This is a genomic window from Sutcliffiella tianshenii (assembly GCF_016908565.1).
Classification (GTDB): domain Bacteria; phylum Bacillota; class Bacilli; order Bacillales; family Bacillaceae_I; genus Sutcliffiella_A; species Sutcliffiella_A tianshenii.
Window position 1 is genome coordinate 529,104 of sequence record NZ_JAFBED010000001.1, and the last position, 15,857, is coordinate 544,960.

Annotated in this window: 16 protein-coding genes; 1 reads left to right on the forward strand and 15 read right to left on the reverse strand. The window is 46.4% G+C overall.

The window, feature by feature from the left end; all coding sequences use genetic code 11:
- Positions 1 to 339 precede the first annotated feature (339 nt).
- The 13 genes from JOC95_RS02300 to JOC95_RS02360 form a co-directional block, all read right to left on the reverse strand.
- Entirely contained in the window at positions 340 to 741 is a 402-nt protein-coding gene (locus tag JOC95_RS02300; RefSeq protein WP_204413006.1) for a F0F1 ATP synthase subunit epsilon, read from the reverse strand.
- 25 nt (positions 742 to 766) lie between these two features.
- Entirely contained in the window at positions 767 to 2,185 is a 1,419-nt protein-coding gene (gene atpD, locus JOC95_RS02305) for a F0F1 ATP synthase subunit beta (RefSeq protein WP_204413007.1), read from the reverse strand.
- 45 nt (positions 2,186 to 2,230) lie between these two features.
- Entirely contained in the window at positions 2,231 to 3,091 is an 861-nt protein-coding gene (locus JOC95_RS02310; RefSeq protein WP_204413008.1) for a F0F1 ATP synthase subunit gamma, read from the reverse strand.
- Positions 3,092 to 3,205: 114 nt separating this feature from the next.
- Positions 3,206 to 4,717, reverse strand: a complete 1,512-nt coding sequence (gene atpA, locus JOC95_RS02315) for a F0F1 ATP synthase subunit alpha (RefSeq protein ID WP_204413009.1) — start codon at positions 4,715 to 4,717, stop codon at positions 3,206 to 3,208.
- Between the two features lie 18 nt (positions 4,718 to 4,735).
- The gene (locus JOC95_RS02320; RefSeq protein WP_204413011.1) at positions 4,736 to 5,278 is read right to left on the reverse strand and encodes a F0F1 ATP synthase subunit delta; all 543 of its coding nucleotides are present in this window, start codon (positions 5,276 to 5,278) and stop codon (positions 4,736 to 4,738) included.
- Positions 5,275 to 5,826, reverse strand: coding sequence for a F0F1 ATP synthase subunit B (atpF, locus tag JOC95_RS02325; RefSeq protein WP_204413013.1), 552 nt, complete (start codon positions 5,824 to 5,826; stop codon positions 5,275 to 5,277). Before atpF ends, JOC95_RS02320 begins: the two co-directional genes overlap by 4 nt.
- 197 nt (positions 5,827 to 6,023) lie before the next feature.
- On the reverse strand, positions 6,024 to 6,239 hold the full coding sequence (gene atpE / locus JOC95_RS02330) for a F0F1 ATP synthase subunit C (RefSeq protein WP_204413015.1): 216 nt from the start codon (positions 6,237 to 6,239) through the stop codon (positions 6,024 to 6,026).
- Positions 6,240 to 6,297: 58 nt separating this feature from the next.
- A complete protein-coding gene (gene atpB, locus JOC95_RS02335; protein WP_204413432.1) occupies positions 6,298 to 7,050 on the reverse strand; it encodes a F0F1 ATP synthase subunit A in 753 nt (250 codons plus the stop codon).
- A gap of 6 nt (positions 7,051 to 7,056) precedes the next feature.
- A complete protein-coding gene (locus tag JOC95_RS02340) occupies positions 7,057 to 7,440 on the reverse strand; it encodes an ATP synthase subunit I (RefSeq protein ID WP_204413017.1) in 384 nt (127 codons plus the stop codon).
- Between the two features lies 1 nt (position 7,441).
- Positions 7,442 to 7,663, reverse strand: a complete 222-nt coding sequence (locus tag JOC95_RS02345; protein WP_204413018.1) for an AtpZ/AtpI family protein — start codon at positions 7,661 to 7,663, stop codon at positions 7,442 to 7,444.
- Positions 7,664 to 8,263: 600 nt separating this feature from the next.
- Positions 8,264 to 10,579 (reverse strand): S8 family serine peptidase, encoded by a 2,316-nt coding sequence (locus JOC95_RS02350; RefSeq protein WP_338083040.1) that lies wholly within the window; start codon positions 10,577 to 10,579, stop codon positions 8,264 to 8,266.
- A 129-nt stretch (positions 10,580 to 10,708) separates the two neighbouring features.
- Positions 10,709 to 11,707 (reverse strand): ABC transporter permease, encoded by a 999-nt coding sequence (locus JOC95_RS02355; protein ID WP_224839747.1) that lies wholly within the window; start codon positions 11,705 to 11,707, stop codon positions 10,709 to 10,711.
- Positions 11,700 to 12,626, reverse strand: a complete 927-nt coding sequence (locus tag JOC95_RS02360; protein WP_204413019.1) for an ABC transporter ATP-binding protein — start codon at positions 12,624 to 12,626, stop codon at positions 11,700 to 11,702. The genes JOC95_RS02355 and JOC95_RS02360 overlap by 8 nt, the downstream gene beginning before the upstream one ends.
- 112 nt (positions 12,627 to 12,738) lie before the next feature.
- Here JOC95_RS02360 and JOC95_RS02365 point away from each other — a divergent pair, with 112 nt between their 5' ends.
- Positions 12,739 to 13,509, forward strand: a complete 771-nt coding sequence (locus JOC95_RS02365) for an SGNH/GDSL hydrolase family protein (RefSeq protein WP_204413020.1) — start codon at positions 12,739 to 12,741, stop codon at positions 13,507 to 13,509.
- Between the two features lie 157 nt (positions 13,510 to 13,666).
- Here the strand turns inward: JOC95_RS02365 and upp are convergent, their stop codons facing one another.
- Both upp and JOC95_RS02375 read right to left on the reverse strand, forming a co-directional pair.
- Entirely contained in the window at positions 13,667 to 14,296 is a 630-nt protein-coding gene (upp, locus tag JOC95_RS02370; protein ID WP_204413021.1) for a uracil phosphoribosyltransferase, read from the reverse strand.
- Between the two features lie 164 nt (positions 14,297 to 14,460).
- Positions 14,461 to 15,702, reverse strand: coding sequence for a serine hydroxymethyltransferase (locus tag JOC95_RS02375; RefSeq protein WP_204413022.1), 1,242 nt, complete (start codon positions 15,700 to 15,702; stop codon positions 14,461 to 14,463).
- Positions 15,703 to 15,857: the final 155 nt, after the last annotated feature.

A 15,857-nucleotide genomic window follows, 5' to 3' on the forward strand; every position in this document is an offset into this window, starting at 1 on the left:
TTTTTTAGCATCCTCAGGGAGTATCATTTTGACATATCAACGGTTTTGGGCAGGATATCAACGGTTTTTTATTTTTATCAACGGTTTCGACGCACATATCAACGAAAATTTTCATATATCAACGAATCGGGGCAGGATATCGACGAATAGACATAAAGCTACACATTTTTACAAATTTCGCGGACCGCGGTGCAATGAGGAATGCGCAATACCCACTGCACGATGTACAACGGCCAATGCACAACGCCCATTGCCCAATACATCCCCAACCCCACCCCAAACAAAAAACCCCCACTACCAAAGTGGGGGTCTCTCCATCTATACACGGGTCACCAGAAGTTACCCTCTTTTTGCTACATTGATGCGGTTGATTGCGCGTTGGAGTGCAAGCTCGGCGCGGCGGTAGTCGACGTCATCCTGTTTGGATTGCAGTCTTTGCTCCGCCCGTCTTTTTGCTTCCTCAGCACGAGTAAGATCGATTTGCTCAGCTGCTTCTGCAGATTGTGCAAGGATCGTAACTTTATCAGGACGCACTTCCAGGAATCCTCCGCTGACAGCCACTTGTTCTGTGCTTCCGCTTTTTTTCATGCGGACTGCACCGATCTGAAGTGGGGCAACCATTGGAATATGTCCAGGCAGGACGCCGAGCTCTCCGCTTTGAGCTCGTGCCACTACCATTTCTACGTCTGATTCATAAACCGGGCCATCGGGAGTAACTACACTGACTTTTAACGTCTTCATTTCATTCCCTCCTAGGTCCCTTTAATTAAACTTCTACACCCATTTGCTTCGCTTTTTCCACTACTTCTTCGATGCGGCCGACTAGACGGAATGCATCTTCAGGTAGGTGGTCGTATTTGCCGTCAAGGATTTCCCTGAAGCCCTTCACAGTCTCTTGGACAGGAACGTAAGAACCTTTTTGTCCAGTGAACTGCTCCGCTACGTGGAAGTTCTGAGATAAGAAGAATTGGATACGGCGGGCACGTTGAACGATCAACTTGTCCTCATCCGTCAACTCATCCATACCAAGGATGGCGATGATGTCTTGTAGTTCTTTGTAGCGTTGTAAAGTGGATTGCACTTCACGCGCTACTTGATAGTGGTCTTCTCCAACTACTTCCGGTGATAGTGCACGGGAAGTGGAAGCTAGAGGATCCACCGCTGGGTAGATACCCATCTCGGAAAGCTTACGCTCAAGGTTAGTCGTTGCATCCAAGTGAGCGAAAGTTGTTGCTGGAGCCGGATCCGTGTAGTCATCGGCAGGTACATAGATCGCTTGGATCGATGTTACAGAACCTACGGATGTAGACGTGATACGCTCTTGTAATTGACCCATTTCAGTAGCAAGTGTCGGTTGGTAACCAACGGCAGATGGCATACGGCCTAGTAGCGCGGATACCTCAGAACCTGCTTGAGTGAAACGGAAGATGTTGTCCATGAAGAAAAGAACGTCCTGACCTTGGTCATCACGGAAGAACTCAGCCATTGTAAGACCTGTTAGTGCAACACGCATACGTGCTCCAGGCGGCTCGTTCATTTGTCCGAATACCATGGCAGTTTTCTTGATAACTCCGGAATCTGTCATCTCGTGGTAAAGGTCATTTCCTTCACGAGTACGCTCACCAACACCTGCGAATACGGAGATACCACCGTGCTCTTGTGCGATGTTGTTGATCAATTCCTGGATAAGAACTGTTTTACCTACACCGGCACCACCGAATAGACCGATCTTACCACCTTTGATGTAAGGAGCAAGCAAGTCTACTACTTTGATACCTGTTTCAAGGATTTCAACAGCAGTTGATAATTGTTCGAATGTAGGAGCTTGTCTGTGAATCGGATCACGACGAGAACCTGCCGGGATTGGAGCATCCAAGTCGATGTTTTCTCCAAGTACGTTGAATACACGACCTAGTGTTACGTCACCTACTGGTACAGAAATAGGATGACCAGCATCTTCTACTTCCATGCCGCGAACGACACCATCAGTAGAAGCCATAGCGATTGTACGAACTGTGTTGTCACCTAAGTGAAGAGCAACTTCAAGCGTTAGAATAACATCAACTTCGTTAGCGCTACGAGCTTTATGATTAATATGAAGAGCGTTGTATATTTCAGGAAGATGCCCGCTGTCGAACTTTACGTCAACAACCGGACCCATGATTTGAGTAACGCGACCTTTCATCGTATTCCCTCCTATCTTACTTTTGCAAAATTTGTTCGAAACGTTCTATTCTAGAGCGGAAGCACCAGCTGTGATCTCGGTGATCTCTTGCGTAATCGCTGCTTGACGGGCACGGTTGTAAGAAAGTGTAAGTCCATGGATAAGCTCTTTCGCGTTGTCCGTTGCACTTTGCATCGCTGTCATACGAGAAGCGTGCTCACTTGCTTTTGCATCCAATAATGCGCCGTAAATAAGGCTTTCTGCATATTGTGGCAGTAGTACTTCCAAGATGCCTTCCTGGGAAGGCTCAAACTCATAGGATGTGATTTTTCCTGTTGTAGGAGCGATGTCTGTAAGAGGAAGGAGTTTCTTTTCCGTTACCTCTTGAGAGATGGCACTTACAAAGTGGTTGTAGTACACGTATAATTCATCAAACGTCCCATCTGCAAACATGCTTACTGCACGGTTTGCGATGTCTTTGATTTCCGCAAAAGAGACTTGGTCCCCAAGGCCTGTGATTTCTGAAAACACAGGAATGTTGCGTTTTCTGAAGAAGTCGCGGCCAATACGACCGATGGCAATTACTGCGTACTCATCTTGAGACTTATGACGTTTTTGAATAGTTTGATGAACCGTACGTAAGATGTTGCTGTTGTAGGCACCTGCAAGTCCACGGTCAGAGGAGATGACGATGTATCCTGTACGCTTGACCGGACGGGTCTGAAGCATAGGATGCGTCACATCTGTGCTTCCTAGTGCGATGCTTGCAACAACCTCTTGAATTTTATTCATATAAGGACCAAAAGCTTTAGCATTAGTTTCTGCACGATTTAATTTCGATGCGGATACCATCTGCATGGCTTTGGTGATTTGACTTGTCTTCTTCGTCGAGGTAATTCTCGTTTTTATGTCGCGTAATGATGCCAAAGGTTCTCACCACCTTTTTAACCCTATTCAGAGCGGTCAGACACATGTAAAGGAGGAATCGAAGGGTATTCGGGTTCCTCCATTACGATGTGCAAAACGCGCTTTGTCGATCTATTACTTTTCAGTAGCTACGAAAGTCTTTTTGAATGCAGTGATTGCTTCAGCCATCACTTCGTCGCTTGGTAATCCTTTAGTTGTGCGGATTTCTTCCAATAGTTCTTTACGGTTGTGCTCCAACCAAGTCAACATTTCATCCTCGAAACGAGTAACGTCCTGTACAGGAACATCATCGATGAAGCCTTTAGTCAGTGCGTAAAGAATCGCAACTTGCTTTTCTACTTTAAGCGGCTTGTTCAAGCCTTGCTTAAGTACTTCAACCGTACGAGCTCCACGGTTCAATTTCGCTTGAGTCGCTTTATCAAGATCAGAACCGAATTGCGCGAACGCTTCTAGCTCACGGTAAGATGCAAGGTCAAGACGTAATGTACCTGATACCTTTTTCATCGCTTTGATTTGAGCGGATCCTCCAACACGTGATACGGAAAGACCAGCGTTGATCGCAGGGCGAACACCGGAGAAGAATAGGTCTGATTGTAAGAAAATTTGTCCATCAGTGATGGAAATAACGTTTGTCGGGATGTACGCGGATACGTCACCAGCTTGTGTTTCGATGAACGGTAAAGCTGTTAGGGATCCAGCGCCTTTTGCATCACTAAGTTTCGCTGCACGCTCGAGTAGACGAGAGTGTAGGTAGAATACGTCACCAGGGTATGCTTCACGACCTGGAGGACGTTTTAATAGTAGGGAAAGCTCACGGTATGCAGCAGCTTGCTTCGTCAAGTCATCATAGATAACAAGAACGTGCTTGCCGTTGTACATGAATTCTTCACCCATTGTTACTCCAGTGTAAGGTGCTAGGAATAGCATTGGAGCTGGTGCAGATGCAGATGCCGTTACAACGATTGTGTAATCAAGGGCACCGTTTTTACGTAGTGTTTCAACTACTCCACGAACTGTGGATTCTTTTTGACCGATTGCAACATAGATACACACCATGTCTTGGTCTTTTTGGTTAAGGATCGTGTCGATCGCAACAGATGTTTTACCTGTTTGACGGTCTCCGATAATTAACTCACGTTGTCCACGTCCGATTGGTACAAGCGCATCGATCGCTTTGATACCAGTTTGAAGCGGCTCATGAACGGATTTACGATCCATAACACCAGGAGCTTGTGCTTCAATTGGACGAGTTTTTGAAGTTTCGATAGGACCCAATCCGTCAACCGGTTGTCCTAATGCGTTTACTACACGGCCGATAAGTGCTTCACCTACCGGTACCTCCATGATACGGCCTGTACGACGAACTTCATCGCCTTCGCGGATTTCTCGGTATGGTCCTAAGATGATAATACCGACGTTGTTTTCCTCCAAGTTTTGGGCAAGACCCATTACTCCGTTAGAAAATTCAACTAGCTCTCCAGCCATGACGTTGTCGAGACCATGAGCACGAGCGATACCATCCCCAACCTGGATAACAGTACCAACATCGCTAACTTCGATTTCTGACTGATAGCTTTCGATTTGCTTTTTTATCAGTGCACTAATTTCTTCAGCTTTGATGCTCATGAATTTCACCCCTATCTACTATCTATTCGTTGTAAGTTGACGTCCAAGACGTTCTAATTTTCCGCTGACACTTCCGTCAAAAATGCGGTTACCGATGCGAATCTTCACACCGCCGATTAATGAGGAATCTACAATATTGCTGATGTTCAAGGATGCTTTACCAACCTTCGCTGCGAAAACAGATGAAAGCGTCGCTTGTTCTGCTTCAGAAAGCTCACGTACAGAGTAAACCGTAGCGTTTGCCACATTGCGGGCTTCGTTGGAAAGCGTTTGATACGCATCGATCATGTCGATCACGATGGATTGACGGTGACGATCTATTAAAAGCTTTAACGTATTGACGATAAATGGTGAAGCAGTTGCAAATGCTTCCTGGATGATCTGCTTTTTGGAATCTTTGCGGATTTTAGGATTGCCAAGCACCGTGATCAAATCATGGTTACTTTCGAATACCTTTTTCACTTCCGCAAGCTCCAAATCGAATTGCGCATAGAGATTATGTTCTTTTGCAAGTTCGAAAAGAGCGAGTGCATAACGCTTTGCTGCTACGTTTTTGCTCATCGCGCTTCGCCTACCTGTTTCACATAATCATCGATAAGCTTCTGTTGATCTTTTTCGTTTAATTCTTTTTCGATTACTTTAGAAGCAATCAGTACAGATAAGGAAGCAACTTGCTCACGTAATGCGATGACAGCTTGCTCTTTCTCTTGTACGATTTCTTTTCTTGCAGATTCTTTAAGACGTGCAGATTCCTCTTGTGCAGCTCTGATGATGTCTGCCTTCTGGTCTTCTGCAACCTTCTTCGCATTCTCAACTAGCGCCTGACCTTCAAGGCGTGCTTCTTTCAACAATGCTCTTTGCTCTTCTACAAGAACGCGAGCTTCTTCATTGCTTCGTTCCGCTGACTGGATTTCTGTTGCAATGTGGTCTTCACGCTGCTTCATCATTCCGATAAGCTTATCCCAAGCGAATTTACGAAGTAAGAATAGTAAGATTAAAAATACAAACAGTTGGTATAGTGCGTCCCCTAAATTAAGGGTTCCCGCTCCTGCACCAAGAACTAAGTGATCTAAGCTATACAATGCTTTCACTCCCTTCAAGGAATACATAAGAAAAGCGCAAGCACCTTAGATGTTTTGCGATTGTCGAGATTCAAAACATGGCGCTTTTGCTAAACGTTCTGCTTTTATCTGGCGTTACTTTTTACTTGTTTAATTGAAAGTCCCTTATAGTGATATAAAGGAAAGGCGAAGGTTCTCTACTGAGACGGACTTCGCCATTTTAAACCAAAAGAAATATTTTGGTATTAGTTGCTTCCGATTACCATGAACGCGATTACTACCGCGATGATAGGAACAGCCTCAACTAGTGCTACCCCGATGAACATTGTAGTTTGTAGTACGGATTTAAGCTCAGGTTGACGAGCGATACCCTCTACTGTACGACTTACGATTAGACCGTTACCGATACCTGCACCTAGTGCTGCTAAACCAATTGCAATTGCTGCTGCTAATGCACCCATTGATTATTTCCTCCTTATGTTTAAAAAAATAGTATTTTGGTTATTGAAGATTTATAAATTAATGGTCATGACTCACTTTGTGTGCCATATAAACCATTGTTAACATGGTAAAGATAAATGCTTGGATGGTACCTACGAAAATACTGAATGCCTGCCATACCAACATCGGTATGAAAGCTGCCAGAGTTCCAAGCACCCCGGATAGGATACCTGTTTCATAGCCTGTTACTGCTAGTCCTGCCAGTAACCCGAGCAAGATTTCCCCTGCAAAGATGTTACCGTATAGACGAAGACCAAGAGTCAAGGTGTTTGCAAATTCTTCTATGATCTTCAGTGGGAAAAGGAAACTCATCGGTTTGAAAAAGTCTTTCCCGTATTCTTTGAAGCCTTTCAGCTTAATCCCATAATAGTGCGTCAAGGCAACAACCATTGCCGCGAGACTAAGTGTGATTACAGGGTCGGCTGTAGGGGATTTCCACCATAAATTGTGTTCTTCTCCCACGATGATTGCGAATGGCAGACCTAACATGTTTGATACGAATACATACATTAATAGGGTCAATGCCAGCGCAAGGAATCTTCCGCCTGTTTTGTAATCCATTGTACTGCTAATGATTCCTTTTGCGAAATCTACGAGCCATTCCATGAAGTTCTGCATGCCTGTAGGTCTCAACGCCAGGGTTCTTGTCGCCAGGACAGCTATCAGGAACACTATCGTTGCCGCAATCGTTGTCATTAAAATATTAGACATATTGAAATGAAGGTCGAAGCCAAATATTTCAAGCGTCTGTATTGGAGCACCGTGATTCAACACTACTCACCTCTCTTCCCCACTGCTTGTAAAGAGTTTAACAAATGAATCTATGATAATGACAATATAGGATGTCATGATCCCTATGATGACACCGTAGAGATTCAGGTATTCCGGAAATCTCACAGCGATGACTACAGCAAGCACTGCAGCAGCCATTCTTGAAAAAGATCCTAATGTGTAAGCTTTCGCCCCAGATGCAACCGCGTCTGTGAACTTTTTCACCTTCTGGTACAAGAGCCAGTGATTATAGAAGCTTACCGCGGTCCCGAGGATCAACCCCAGAAACCAGTCCTGGTAAGGTGTGAAACCCCAACCGAGAACATATAAGGCTAATAAGAACAAAAAGTACTTTATGTGCCTTAAGAGATTTTCTTTTGATTCAGGCATATTATGACTCTCCTGAGAAGAATTGGCGGACTGCATACAAAACGCCGTATACGCCGGCTGCTAGTCCTAATAGAAGTCCAATGACCAGAAATAATGGTTCTGTGCCTATTTTGCCATCCAGCCATCTTCCACCAAATAATCCGACTAAAGTTGGGCCGACAAGGTAGGAAAGAATCGCGGACATCAAGGCCATTGCTTGGAATGGGCGGCGTTTATCACTCATAGAAAACACCCCGTTTTTCATGCGGTAAAATACTGAGGTCTTGCTTCAAAAACGATGCTAAATATGTATAAAAATGGTTGCAAAAGGTTTATGAAAACCTTATCATTTTATACCCTTTGTAAGCATACAATAGCCAAAATTCAATGTCAATGTGTTATACGGAAAAAATCGACAAAGTTTTCTTGGTAAGATTTGCAGGTGAAGCGCTTCAAAATCTCTCCTATTATTACCCAGAAAAAAACAGCCAAATGATGAACGTTTTCCTCATTCGGCTGTTGTATATCAATATTTTAACATAGATATTGTCGGGTTTAACTTTGTCGATTGTGAACATTATGTGACTATTCACGGTTTTCAGGTCGGGTTGCTTGATTGTTTTTTGGATATATGTCCATGGATGAGTTGTAATTATTGAACTCCCCTGTTGATTTTCGTTCCAGGGGTTCGCTTTCCGCGGGCGGTCTCGGGAGCCTCCTCGGCGCTTTGCGCCTGTGGGGTCTCCCGAGACGCGCTACTGCCGCAGGAGTCTCACCCCTTGCCCTACAATCAACAGGGGTCGATTGGATTTAATATTACTCCCCTTCTAAACAACTAAGAACATTATTCAAAATACAAATCCGCCTCGACCGAGTCTTCCTTTTCTAGCTTTTTGGCGAATACGACTGCTTTCACGAGGCCTTTTACTTTTATCTTATCCGCTGAGATCTGCTTTTTGAAGAGTCCCCTCGGCAGGTCGCGTTCCCAGTCAAGGTATTTGATGAAGTGGAGGGTGTCGGTTTCATAAAGGGCTATTCCGAGCTCCTCCGCTCCCTCGGGCAGATACACTTCGTACTGGTACTCCCCTTCCCTGTCGCCGTATCCGAACTGGAAGCCCATGATCCGTGGATAGTCGGGTTCTTCTATTATATAGAGGAAAGGCAGCCTCAGCTCCTGATGGTTCGCTTTTACCACGACCGCTCCTTCATGCATCCCTGTTTTCTGCTGGTTTGGGGTGATGTCGAGCGTTACCGCTGTTTTCTTCTTTTCGTTCGGTTTCAGGGTAAAAGAAATCGGGGTCTTCCACTGGATTCCTTTTGACGCTTTTGGCGGCGTGAACGTGTATTTGATATCGCGGTCGGATACGTTCTCCACCTGGATCTCGATCTTTTTTTCCTTACGGGTGTCCTTTTTCTCGAACATGCCGAAGTTCAGCGTCCCGGGATAAATCAAGCTGTTGGTGTTCACGGCTTCCTCGAGCTGGATCCGCCCTGTTCCCTGTTCGAGTACAGAATACTGGGTGCCGTCCTCTTTTTTAAGCGGTTTGGTGGTATTCATGAGTGCCGCCTTGATCTGGCTTGGCGTCCAGTCCGGGTGTGCCTGCTTGAGCAGTGCACTGGCACCGGCCACATGAGGCGCCGCCATGCTTGTTCCTTGCAGGGCAAGATAGCCATTCGGGATGGTACTGTCGATTGCCACACCCGGCGCGACCACATCGGGCTTTATCTCCCAGTTGTGCGTCACCGGCCCCCTGGAACTGAAGCTCGCGATGTCGTCCTTATGCCATTTATAGGTCGTCCTGACGTAGGAGAACTTCCTTTTCAACTGCTTTTTCAGAAAGAGGCCATCTTCCCTTGAAATGGATACCACCGGCAGGTCCATCTCTACCTCCAGGGATCCTGTAAAATTCCCCTCGAGATTATTGTAGATGACAACTGCCGCCGCTTCCTTCTCTTTGGCGTTCCAGGCTTTTTCCGAAAAAGGGATTTTCCCCCGTTCCATGAGGACTATCTTCCCTTTCAGGTCGACGTCCTCTAGATCGTCATCTTCCCCAAGCCCGACATATTCCATCTTGATTGGCCTGTTGTTAAAAATCCATTTCGCAGACCCTTGAAGCGGAAGCATCTCGATCTCTTTTTTAGACAGGAGCGCAGAGAGATGGGGAATGTTAAGCGGCGGGGTCGAGGCGCCAACCGAAATTGCCTGGGTGGAGGTTCCCGGTGATCCGACCGTCCAAAGATTTGGCCCTGAGTTGCCGCTTGATGTAACCGCTACGACGCCATGCTCCACCGCTTTGTCCAGGGCAAGGCTTGTTGGCCAATCCGGGCCATTGATTGTATTGCCAAGAGAGAGATTCAGTACATCCACCTTGTCATGTATCGCCTTTTCTATTGCGGCAATCACATGCTCGCTCGTCCCATGACCGCCAGGACCTAGCACACGATATGCATAGATCTCAGCTTCCGGAGCCACCCCTTTCAGATGGCCGTTTGCTGCGATGATTCCGGCAACATGTGTTCCATGTAGCGTCGGAATCCCCTGTGACTTCTTCGTTTCCATCGGGTCCTCGTCCTCATCGACAAAATCATATCCGCCCCCATAACTATGCTTCAGGTCCGGGTGGGTATAATCGATTCCCGTATCGATGATTCCTACCTTCACACCTTCACCTGTCAATTTATGGCCATCCTCATCATAAAAACTCCGCATCCGGTCGCCACCGATGAACGGCACGCTCTCATCGATCATCGGCGCATAGTTCGTAACCGGGGACACTTCCACCACGCCATCCTCCTGCTGCAAGCGCTCCAGATCCCTAATCGGCCCCTTGATGGCAAAGCCCTTGAACACTGCAGTATAGGTCCGCTTGATTTGGAGATCCGGATAATCGGTCGTTATTTTCCGCCGCATTCTTTCATGCTCGGACTCTTCCACTATGAGAATGACGGTCTGCTCTTCGTCCTCTTGTTCCGTTCCGGCTGCCGGCAGCGGTGGACGCTCAGGGTATTGCGGCTGCGGCGTTGGCTCCACCTGGGCCTGGCTAAAGTTGTGTAATGCATCTATCTGCAATCTATCAGCTGCAGTTGTATATGTAGGCAGAGCAGTCGAAACGATTCCGCTCGCAAAGCTTATCGCCATCACAAAATTCCTTATTTTCACGTCCCTCACCTCTACAAAGTAGCATTCGCTTATGGGTGGGAAATATGCATGTGAAGGAACAACCTACAACATACCTCTACAAAAATCATATCAATGAACGAATAACAAATTTCATTGTCCACCAGGATCTCAATACACATCCTTCTGTGTAAAACTCCAAAACGCCACAGCCAGGCAGCCTGCCGTCCAAACCCCAAGCACTGTCAGCGAAAACGGCAGGGACATACCTTCAATCGGCGGGGCCTGGCCTTCCAGGTAGTTAATAAGATCAAAGTTCAAGTTAACCAGGTATTTGGAGCTCGTCCAGCTTGAGCCGATAGTAGACAGAAGAGTGCCTGCGATTAACACAGCCATCATGGCCCCAATCCCCGTCGCTGTATTTTTCACCAGGACGGAGATCATCAGGCTTATCGTTCCAACGACCGCTGTTACCACCCACGCAAGCCCGGCTGACATCAGCAGGTATTCCCACATCGGGAGGGTGTGAATGTACTCAGTTGAAAACTCACCAGATGCAGAAGCTTGAAATCCGGTTAAGATAGGTGCGGTCCAGCCGTCATATCCGAGGATGATCCCTGAAATCCCATAACAGACAATCACGGTTACTGCCATCACCATGGAGGTATACAGCAAAACCGTCAGCCATTTGGCCATCAGGATCCTCCATCGCTTAACCGGCCGGGACAATAATGTTTTGATCGTGCCATCATTGTATTCCCCGCTCACAATATCCGCCATGATAATGATAATGAACAGGGGCAGGACAAGCGAGACTCCCTGTGATAAAAAGATGCGGATAAACGTAGGGGCTCCTGGATAGTTAGGGTTGATATCGTTGTCCAGATAATACTGCTTTTGCTTCAGGTCAAATTCGAGGAACTGTCTGAACTCGTCCTGAATTCCGCTCGATGCCAGCCGATTTTGCCGGTCGACAATTTCCTGCTGAAGATCCACCCGCCAATCCAGCGTGCCTTGCTTTTCGATTTTGTCCTGTATCTCCCGGTATTGGGCGTATGTAAACATCGACACTAGAATGACTAATATAACGCCGACAACCGCGAGGCGCTTTTTGGAAGCAATCTTCATCACTTCATTGCGAATCAGGCCAACCATATTAGGATTAGACAATATGATCGCCTCCTGTCAAACTGATAAATAGATCCTCCAAGGTCTGCACTTTCCTTTCAATCGTCCATACCTCAATGCCCGCTTTCATTAGGGCTTCATTCAGGATCGAGGTTTTGCTTTCGTCCATCAGTGTATGTATCGTATGATCATCGTACAGCTCTGCCGCCTGGACATGCGGGGATTCCTGAAAAATGTCAAGCGCACGAAAAGAATCACTCACTCTCCAGTCCACACCTGCGGAAAGTGCACCAACCAGATCGCTCACACTGCCGACCTTTACGATTTTTCCATGGCTCATAATAGCCACGCGATCCGCCAGCAATTCGATTTCACTTAATATATGACTGGATACGAGAACCGAAAGGCCCGTTTCATCGACCAGCTTTCTGATAAATAGGCGAAGATCCTTGATTCCCATCGGATCCAGTCCATTTGTTGGTTCATCCAGTATCAGCACATCCGGCCGGCCCAGCAATGCCTGGGCGATTCCAAGCCGCTGCCGCATCCCTAAAGAATAGGTACGCACCTGATCATCGATTCGCGCAGTCAGATCGACCAGATCGATGACCTCCTGTATCCGTTCTTCATCCACATCAGGCAGCATCCGCGCAAACATCTGCAGGTTTTCGCGGCCGCTTAAATATTTATACAGCTCCGGATTTTCGACGATCGAACCAAGGCGCCGCATCGCCTGAACGAATTGCTTTCTGACATCAAAGCCGCACACGTGAATCTTACCGGACGTTGGCTTAATGAGCCCGACAAGCATCCGGATCGTCGTGGTTTTCCCGGCCCCATTCGGACCCAGGAATCCAAAGACTTCGCCTGGATAAATATCAAATGATATATTATTTATAATCGTTTTCTTTCCAATGATTTTCGTTACATTTTCCAATTGTACTGTTGGCTTAACGCTCATATCTTCACCCCTGTTCTGTTCTATTCTAACTAAATTTTCAAACAATGACTCTTTTTAATACTCCATTTGAGAAATAAATTGTTACAATCACTTTAGAAAGAGAGGTAAAAACATGAAAAAATGGAAGTGGCCTTTATTTTTCACTCTATCCCTCGCCCTGACAGTTCTGTTTGGATATGGACTTGCCAGTGCATATATGGATGTTACCAGCCCGCCCCGTGGAAATATTTTGGAGAAAACAGAAGAAAGTCCTGAAACACCCGGCGATACATATGTCGCCCTTGGAGATTCCTTGACAAGGGGCGTCGGCTCGTCGAAAGGAGAAGGTTTTGTCTCCCTGGCCGGGAATGAGCTGAAAGAAAAGAATACGGTCGATCGCTTTCAAAACCTTGGTGTGCGAGGCGCCAGAATTGAAGATTTATTAACGCAGCTCGAACAGAAGGAAGTCGAGAGATCTCTTAAAGAAGCCAAAATAATCTCCATCACCATTGGTGGCAATAACCTATTTAACAGCGGGGAGATACTGGAGAAATATTCAGAGAAAACCGCCCTTAGCATCGTGGAGACTGAAATTCCTAATCTGGAGAAGACATTCAAAAGCATTCGTGAAACCAATCCGAATGCCGTCATCGTCTACATGGGACTGTATAATCCTTTCAAGCAATCGCCCAACGGTGATTCATTTGATTCCGTCATCCAAAAATGGAATGAGTCCGCTCGGGATTTAGGCTTGAAATACAGGGTTCAAGTAGTGGATACCTTCAATCTGGTCACAGATGCTAAACGAGACCTGTCCAGTGACCTCTTCCATCCGAATGATGCCACATATCAGGAGATGGCTGAAAGCCTGTCACTTGTCATTGTAAAAAATATCGTTGAATAACCAAAAGGTGAAGCTGCAGCAGATGTGCGGATTCACCTTTTTTATTCTAAACTAATCGTAAAAAAAGCCCGACCCCCACCACTGTTTAACGCTTCACAGTGCTGAGGGTCAGGCCCCTGAATTTTAATGCTTTAAAGCAGTGAGGGTCAGGCCCCTATTACTTTGTTCCGTACAATCTATCTCCAGCGTCGCCTAGTCCTGGTACGATGTAGCCTTTTTCGTTGAGCTTTTCGTCGAGGGCTGCGATGTAGATGTCTACGTCAGGGTGTGCGTCTTTTACGACTTCGACGCCTTCCGGTGATGCGATGAGGCACATGAACTTGATGTTCTTGGCGCCGCGCTTTTTCAGGGAGTTGATCGCTTCTACTGCAGAACCGCCTGTTGCAAGCATTGGATCCACAACGATGAAGTCTCTCTCTTCCACATCAGAAGGTAATTTTACATAGTATTCAACCGGTTGTAATGTTTCAGGGTCGCGATATAAGCCGACATGTCCAACTTTTGCAGCCGGGATCAGCTTCAGCATCCCTTCCACCATTCCAAGGCCTGCGCGAAGGATAGGGATGATCCCCAGCTTCTTACCTGCAAGAACGTTGGATTTTGAAACAGATACAGGAGTTTCAATTTCTACTTCCTCAAGCGGAAGATCACGGGTAATCTCGAATGCCATTAAACTTGCTACTTCATCAACCAGTTCACGAAATTCCTTCGTACCAGTATTCTTGTCTCGGATGTATGTAAGTTTGTGCTGAATTAATGGATGATCAAAGACGTACACTTTTGCCATTCGAAATCTCTCCTTTTTAATTGGTTTCATAAGCCGGCTTGTGGCCTGGCTTCGTAATCACACTTCCATTGATTCTACATAAAAAGGGATGCTGATTCAAGTTAATCTTTCGTTTTTTTACGCAAAAAGAAGAGGTCTAACATCAGACCTCATCCGTAAAGCTATTATCCTAGTGAAGGATACAATTCGTATTTTCCAGAAAGTGCTTCTACACGGGACTTCACTTCTTCAAGCTTCGCTTCGTCCTCATGATTTTTCAGCGTGAAAGCAATCAGTGACGCAATCTCATCCATGTCTTCGAGGCCAAATCCCCGGCTTGTTACGGCAGCAGTACCGATACGGATTCCGCTAGTTACAAACGGGCTTTCCGTGTCGAATGGAATCGTGTTCTTGTTTACTGTGATTCCCACTTCGTCCAATACCTTCTCCGCGATTTTACCAGTGATGTTCAAGGATTTTACATCAACCAATAGAAGATGGTTGTCCGTTCCGTCGGAAACAAGGGACAAACCTTCCTTTTTCAGCGCTTCTGCCAGACGGCCGGCATTGTCGATGATCTTTTGCGCATATTCCTTGAATGAAGGCTGCAATGCCTCACCGAATGCCACCGCTTTAGCTGCGATTACATGCATTAAAGGACCGCCTTGGATTCCAGGGAAAATGGATTTATCAATCTTTTTCGCCCACTCTTCACGGCAAAGGATCATCCCGCCGCGAGGACCGCGCAATGTTTTATGCGTCGTAGTCGTCACGAAATCTGCATAAGGAACCGGGTTTGGATGCAAGCCAGCTGCAACCAGGCCGGCGATATGCGCCATATCGACCATCAGGTATGCTCCCACTTCGTCCGCGATCTCACGGAATTTTGCAAAGTCGATGACACGAGGGTACGCGCTCGCTCCAGCCACAATAAGCTTCGGCTTGTGCTGTCTCGCTTTTTCCGCTACATCTTCATAGTTGATCGTATGGGTATCCTTGTCCACTCCATACTCTACAAAATTATATTGAATTCCACTAAAGTTAACAGGGCTACCGTGCGTCAAGTGACCGCCATGGGAAAGATTCATCCCAAGGACCGTATCGCCTTGCTCAAGGATTGTAAAATAGACGGCCATGTTCGCTTGGGCACCAGAGTGCGGCTGAACGTTCACATGCTCCGCCCCGAAGATTTCCTTCGCGCGATCGCGGGCGATATTCTCTGCCACGTCCACGTGTTCACATCCACCATAATAACGACGGCCTGGGTATCCTTCTGCATACTTGTTGGTAAGCACAGAACCCTGCGCCTCCATTACCGCTTCACTCACAAAGTTCTCTGATGCAATCAGCTCAATCTTCGTACGCTGTCTTCCTAACTCATCTTGAATCGATTGAAACACTTGTTGATCCTGTTGCGCTAACTTCACTCCGGTATCCCCCTTTAGATAGTAACATCCTAAATTATATTAATAAGCTTCTCATTCGGTTTTTCAACCTTTACCTCTATCATTTTATCACGGTGTACACACAATAGAAACAGAAAAGGAAGATTGACAGCGCTTACTGTGAAAAACTTTCGGTT